A 6,409-nucleotide genomic window follows, 5' to 3' on the forward strand; every position below is an offset into this window, starting at 1 on the left:
CAATCGCCAATCGGGAGTAGCGCGTGAATCAGCCGACCACTCTGTTCCTGCATGGGGGACCCGGACTGTCCGCCATTGTGGAGCGTGAACTGTACGGCATTACTTGCAAGATCGGTATCACCTCCAACCGCCCGCAGTGCCAGATTCGGCAGCTGTCGTCGTCGGCGTCGCAACAGGAGGCCAGGCCTAGCCGGGCCTCTTTTTCTGACCAGCGACGTCGAAAACTTAATGTGGCACTTTCTTCGAAACCTCGTCACAGGCTATAACGGCAATTGGCTCATGCGCCCGACAAGACGGGGCACCCGGCTACACGCAAAACAATCCGACTATATTCCTGTGCCTCCTATACAGTGCCACCGCAGGTGGGTTCGTCATGTCGCACTTCGCCTCGGCTTCGGCTTTCCTCCTGCCGTCGCACCGGCCCAGGGAATCTTCCTAGTCAGAATCTTCTTTGCACCCACCAGATTCGGTGTCTGGTCATACTTCATGGCCTTGAGGCGCGCGCTGACGTCCGCGATGAGCTGCGCAAACGTCGGATTGCGGTGGGCTACCATGTTCTTCCGCAAGGATGCGGCCAGATTGAAGGTGAAGGCGCCGAACGATTGTGCGCCATCGCGATACTCATACGAAAGCTCGCCTTCCTGGCAGGCCTCGAGCAACACGGGCAGGTAGGGCCCGTTGTGCTTCAGTGTTTTACGAATTGCATCGTAGGCGGGCTGGGGAAGCGTGCGCAGGCCGACGGCACGTCCGATTCGATACGTGGCGCCGTTGGTGCCGAGGTAGTTCACGCCTTGCCGACTCTCCGCCAGCGATGGATTGGGCGAAGGCAGCGACCGTTCTCGCCACGCTTGCAACGCGCTGTCCCAGTAGATGGCGCGGTGCCGGATATCGTCCGGCGGCGTTAAACCCCTCGCCCGGCGGCCGCCTTCGCGCGTCATCCCACCGGCATGGCAGCAATCGAAGATGCCGACAAAATAGGCGTCATACGGAAGCTGGCTGTAGAGCTCGACGAATTGCTTGTCGGTAATGGCGTGCTCGGGCGTCCAGTCGAAATCGTAAGGCACCAGGCACTCGTTGACATGGTCAATCTCGTCGCTTGGCCCATAGACCCGCATCTGGGCTCCATGGCCCGAATAGAAGAGGACTCGCTCGTCACCGGACTGGAGGTCATCAAGTAGCCAATGGAGGCGGTCAAGAATTCCCTTCGCCGTGGCTCGCTCGTTCAGCACCATGCGAATCTCCTCCGGTGCGAATCCGCACTCCTGCAGCATCGCGCTCATCAGGAAGGTGTCATTGACACATCCCTCCAGCCGATCGCCCGGATTCGGATAGTCGTTGATACCCACCAGCAATGCCCTTCGTGACGGCTTGGCGTTGACCTTCGCGAATTCCTTCACGCCGCGTGCCATCGTTTTGGAAAGCGCTCCACCCGCGATCCCTCGCCAAACGGTCGCCCGGGTGTTCTCGTGGGACAAATACCACACCGCGCTGTGATTCAGCGGATCGTTCGGAATATCGAACTGGGTGCCGACATCGATGAAGTTCGGTGCCGACAATCGGATGTCGGCGGTTAGAACGTGATCGTCCGGGTTGTACAGGTGATACCAGTTCGTCGCCTGTGCCAGCGGCATCAGGCGACCGGCAAAGGAATCCCGCACTAGGGGATTGCCAATTTGCGAGCCGAACGAGACGAAATGCTTGCCCCGGATGGCGGCCGGATTTTGCGTAAAGGCGTCGTAGCAGATCAGCGAACCGAGACTGTGCGCGCAGACGACGTCGTAACTGCCCTCACTCAGAGCCTCAAGGATGCGCGCGCGCGCGTCCGCGCGCAACGCGTCGTCGCTCACCCATTGGGCGACCATGCCGGCGGTCCAGCGCACGACATCCGGTATGTCGAACAACCCGCGTGAGCGAGAGAACAAGTCACCGAGGCCGTGTACCACCCCGCTGGCCAGCACGCGCGCAAATGCGACGGCATACGCGGCGGGGTTCTGCGGCGGCCTGTCGAATAGTGCGTCATACATCACGAACTCGCAATCCACCGCGCCCGTCAGTTTCGGGTTCCACGCTGCCAGTCCGTCCTGAATCGCCCGTGACCAGGATGCTCGCAGGTTCGGATCTACATCGCCATGGCCGACGCCATGCACGCACAATACCGAGAACGAATTTGCCATTGCTCCGTCTCCTCTATAGATGACCGTCGCCATACCGTGACGCATCGACTCGGGGCCAAGCTTGCCTATGGTTTGCCGATTGGCAGCGTGGCCAGGTAGTCATCAGCGTCCGTGCCGAGCTTGGCGATCACGGCGCTCCGCCGCTTGGCGTAAAACTCGCGGTTCAGCGTCATTCGCTGCGCAGCCGCCCAGAAGTTCACCGATTGCTCGCCCCACTTGAAAAACAGGAAGTGCTTACGAGAATCCATGCTGCGGAAATAGAAGGCGCCCAGCGCCATAGCCAAGCCCCCGTTGAGCGATCGCTGAACTGCCCCGATCTGGAAGTTGCCGCTGTCCTGCTCGACCGAATGGAAGTCGAAGAGGCGAATGGTGCCGTCCGTGTCAGCCACCTTCGATAGCGCCGCCACCGACTGCTGCAGCACGGCCAACTGGTTCTGCGTGGCGATCGCCGCGATGATCGCCAGAGCCGCCTGATCCATACGGAATTCGCCCTGACTCTGGTCATAGTGACTGAACATCAATTGCTCGCTGGTCCAGCCGAGGTTTACTAGAATTTCGATGTACTTCTGGTACCAGGCCTGCGTTTGGGTGAACCGATCGAAGAACCCGCTGGCCCCACGCTGCGCGATCTGGACTGAATAGAGGATATCCTGCATCTCTTCTTCATTGATGCCCTCGACGAAACTGACGAGGCTGCCACCGTCCACCATGGCTGAACCCGTGCCTGCTTGCGCCGGATCTGCCAGCGCACGTGCCAATTTCTTGCGCGGCTTACTGGCCTCGATGCCCTCCGGCTTCCGCGCGGCCCGGACCGGAAGGTCACCTAGATAGGCCGCAAAGCCAGTCGGGACGATGTCGTGGTCAGGCATCGTCGACACGCTCGCCAGTCCCTTCGACAACTTGGCCGCCTTGCCCTTCGCACCCCGATCCTTTGCACCTCCAACCGACCTCTTCATCTCCTTGATTTCAGGCGACTGAACGAGCCGCCCGTCCTCATCGAAGGCGGCATCCATCAGGAACTGGACTTCCTCTACCGTGTAGCCGGGGTCCCAATGAGTGTTCTCTGGAACATGGCAGTGGCCGTAGTGACCCGCCTTCGTGTCCCAGATCTGCGCGTTCCGGTTGTGGCCGCCGGGGTCCCGGCCGTTCTTCGCCGGCTTGGGAAAGCCGGACGGCCACTCCTTCGGCACGCAATGGGCCGCTTCGATCCAACGGCATAAGCGCGCCACGTTGGCCAGCGCACCCCGATCCTTCGGCAGATGTGCAAAGCCAACGAGTTCAATCTGTATGGCCGAATCCCGGTTGGTCGGCACGCCACCGGTAAGATTGCGCAACGCACGCGCGCCCTCCTGGGTGTCGATATGCTGATAAATATGCTTGGCATCGACGGTGAAATGCGGGTCGGAGCGATTGTTCGCGAAGGCCTGCATCGCGTCTTCGGCTGTGCTGCCCTCAGTTGTGTGGTGAACGATCTTAAACGGGCCGCCTAGGTTCGGCCCAGAGGACCCGGAGATCGGCTTCCATACGGCAAATGGGCAGCGTGGCATGGTTTACCTCTCTGGTTTTTATTCAGGTTGCAGTGTGCGTCGGCAGCACTGGCATCCGTGAAATTCGCGGAGACGTTGACCGGCTGCCCGATCGCGACCGGATCGTTGGCCGTTATCGGCCCGACGGACGGTGCAGCAATGCTGAGCGTGCCGGGTTTCAACCACACCAGGCCTACGTTCGAGTTAGCAAGAATCGACTCGTTGTCCGAGGTGGCGTACGTGGAGTACAACTCCTGTCCCGGAGGTACTGTGCGCTGCTACCAATTTCGACTCCAACCCCGATGTATGTTTGTGTTCGAGTCAACCGGATTCGCAATCATCACAGCGTCGGTTTCGTATTCGAGCCGACGGAAGCCGCGTGGGACGATGACTTCGCATCCATTCGTAGATTTGATCGTTAGTACATGCCCGGCATTCGGCCAGCGATGGTAAAAAGCCTACTCGTGCCAGTGATGTCTCCGACAAAAGCACCCGACCGATGCAGCAGCACGCTCGCCGGGCTCTTGAAAGCAGTTTGGGGATACGAGAACTGAAATTCCATAGTCAATTTTGACTATGGTGCAAAGGTCGACTCCTACCTATCGTGATTCTGCGGGGAGTAGGTCGCGGCCTTTCGATTTTGCTCACATGAATCGCGGCCATCCCCATCGAAGAAATTGCTGTCAAAAGGGAGACCGTCATGCGCAAGCTCATTCTTTCATTGCTCGGCAGCCTGGCGCTGCCGATGGCGTTGGCAGTACCGCCGGTCGCTCACGCGACGACGACGGTCATCAATTTCGACGACATTGCCAGCGGAACCGATGTCACCACCCAGTACGAGAACGTCGGGGTGCTCGCGTCGGGCGTGACGGCCCTCGACCAGCTGGGTAACTCTTTCTCAGCCTACACGCCACCCAACGTCGGCGTAGCCTACGGAGGGCTAATGACCTTCACATTGAATCAGGCCATCACCGGCAATGTTCGGACGGTGTCAGCGTACGTCCTCGGAGCCGCAGGAGTCGGCATCTACGCCTACGATGCTGGGAATGTGTTGGTCGGGCAGGCTATCCTTCCGGCTGGTTCCGGCCAGACCTGGCCACCGCTGTCGGTCACCTCCTCGGGCAATCCGATTACGAAAGTCCTGATTCATGACGGCGGCGGCGCCTTTGTGGTCGACAACCTGTCATTTATCAGCGATGTGCCGTTTGCGAAATACGCGGCGTCCGTGTATCTCGCGCCGAAGGTCGCATATTTCTCCGCACTCGAAAGCTTCACGCTGGGCGCGGGCAGCACTGGGCTCAACTTATCCACCCAACCGGTCTCCCTCACGTTTGGCTCACTGACGCTGAACATCCCGGCAGGAGCCTTCGTCAAAGACACGCCACCTCGGAAGAATTCCTACGTCTATCAAGGCGCGCTCAACGGCGGAACCCTTTACGTCTCGATTACGCCCACCAAGACGGCGAACACCTATCAATTGTTCGCACTGGGCGCCGGATACGTTTTCCCGACCAGCCTGTCCACGATGCCGGTCGCCTTGGCTATCGGAGACAACGACGGGCAGACCAACGTCACGCCGAACTATGTGCCGCACGTGCCGACTTCGCCGTAACGCGCCGACATCTCCTACTGGCCGTGCCCTCCATTGCGTATAGGTCACGTATTAGTTGAATGAGGTAACCGTGAAATCGTGTCGACCTCAATCCGCTCGCCAAAGGGCGTTGTTGAAGGCCATCGCGATTCTCGAGCTTGCTGCCTCATCCGCGCAAGCCGACAGCGCATGCTCACGATGAGTGGTGCCATGGCGGTCATCGATGACCAGACCGACATCGTTACCTCAATCGACAATTTTGGCTCGAGCCCCATGCCCGACACTATGGTCATTTCACGATACAGCCGCTCGAAAGTGAGCTCGCTAGAGCATATGCGGCAGGCAGATACGAGTAGGAGAAAAAACATGTCCAGCACATGGTTAGGTCTCGGCGTCATTAGTGCACTCACGGCAATAATCGGCGGAGGTCTCAAACTTGTCGGATTCGACATGCCAGTCATCAACTCCATATTTCGGCAGCTTCTACTCTTTGTTGCGGGAAGCCTTATTATTGCGATTGACCAGCAGGATAAGTGGGTGCCTCTTGTTGCCCCCGACAAAATAACCAATATCGAGCCGATAACCCTCCAAACAGGAGAGAACCACAGCATTATGTTTTTTCTCGGTCGAGGCGGGCCCGTAACGGTGACGCTCGAACAGCTTAAACAGAATTTCACTGGATTTTCGGGCCCTCGCGAACAGCCAGGGCAAGACACGCTGAGCGTAACCCTTTGTGGGTCGGCAGGCAGCCAGTGCGAACAACGTCAACTGCACGAGTCGGATTCTGCCAGCAAGGTCCTCCCGGCGGGTCCAGGAAGCATTTCAGTCTTCAATTTTGCAACCAGTCCGCGTATGACGTTCGTTCTCAAGATACGCCAGCCCGGATGTCTGCCGATGCTCTGCGAAAAGGACCGATAGTCAAATCATCCTTTTACTTGTGATTTGGGAATAGGGAGCCACCCGCTGCGCCGCTGGGTCAGGCCGATGCGAGGCACCACGCTACATTTAGGTCAATTCACTCAATCGCCAATCGGGAGTAGCGCGTGAATCAGCCGACCACTCTGTTCCTGCATGGGGGACCCGGACTGTCCGCCATTGTGGAGCGTGAACTGTACGGC

4 protein-coding genes are annotated in these 6,409 nt (G+C 58.9%); 2 read left to right on the forward strand and 2 right to left on the reverse strand.

The genetic code is table 11. The features are described from left to right. Nucleotides 1-371 precede the first annotated feature (371 nt). Together KH616_RS19840 and KH616_RS19845 are read right to left on the reverse strand one after the other, a co-directional pair. Complete coding sequence (locus KH616_RS19840; RefSeq protein ID WP_292249841.1) at nt 372-2,174, reverse strand: caspase family protein; 1,803 nt, start codon at nt 2,172-2,174, stop codon at nt 372-374. A 65-nt stretch (nt 2,175-2,239) separates the two neighbouring features. Beyond that, entirely contained in the window at nt 2,240-3,721 is a 1,482-nt protein-coding gene (locus KH616_RS19845) for an N-acetylmuramoyl-L-alanine amidase (protein ID WP_292249842.1), read from the reverse strand. Nucleotides 3,722-4,400: 679 nt separating this feature from the next. Between KH616_RS19845 and KH616_RS19850 the strand changes: the two genes are divergently transcribed. Together KH616_RS19850 and KH616_RS19855 are read left to right on the forward strand one after the other, a co-directional pair. Continuing rightward, the gene (locus KH616_RS19850) at nt 4,401-5,312 is read left to right on the forward strand and encodes a hypothetical protein (RefSeq protein WP_292249843.1); all 912 of its coding nucleotides are present in this window, start codon (nt 4,401-4,403) and stop codon (nt 5,310-5,312) included. A gap of 189 nt (nt 5,313-5,501) precedes the next feature. Continuing rightward, the gene (locus KH616_RS19855; protein WP_292249844.1) at nt 5,502-6,209 is read left to right on the forward strand and encodes a hypothetical protein; all 708 of its coding nucleotides are present in this window, start codon (nt 5,502-5,504) and stop codon (nt 6,207-6,209) included. The last annotated feature ends 200 nt before the right edge of the window (nt 6,210-6,409 follow it).

Source organism: Burkholderia sp. (assembly GCF_018375725.1).
Lineage (GTDB): Bacteria > Pseudomonadota > Gammaproteobacteria > Burkholderiales > Burkholderiaceae > Burkholderia.

Excerpts from the sequence above, each read along its gene's own strand:
- KH616_RS19855 (WP_292249844.1), top strand. The coding sequence starts at position 5,502 with ATGGCGGTCATCGATGACCAGACCGACATCGTTACCTCAATCGACAAT.
- KH616_RS19845 (WP_292249842.1), bottom strand. The coding sequence starts at position 3,721 with ATGCCACGCTGCCCATTTGCCGTATGGAAGCCGATCTCCGGGTCCTCT.
- KH616_RS19840 (WP_292249841.1), bottom strand. The coding sequence starts at position 2,174 with ATGGCAAATTCGTTCTCGGTATTGTGCGTGCATGGCGTCGGCCATGGC.
- KH616_RS19850 (WP_292249843.1), top strand. The coding sequence starts at position 4,401 with ATGCGCAAGCTCATTCTTTCATTGCTCGGCAGCCTGGCGCTGCCGATG.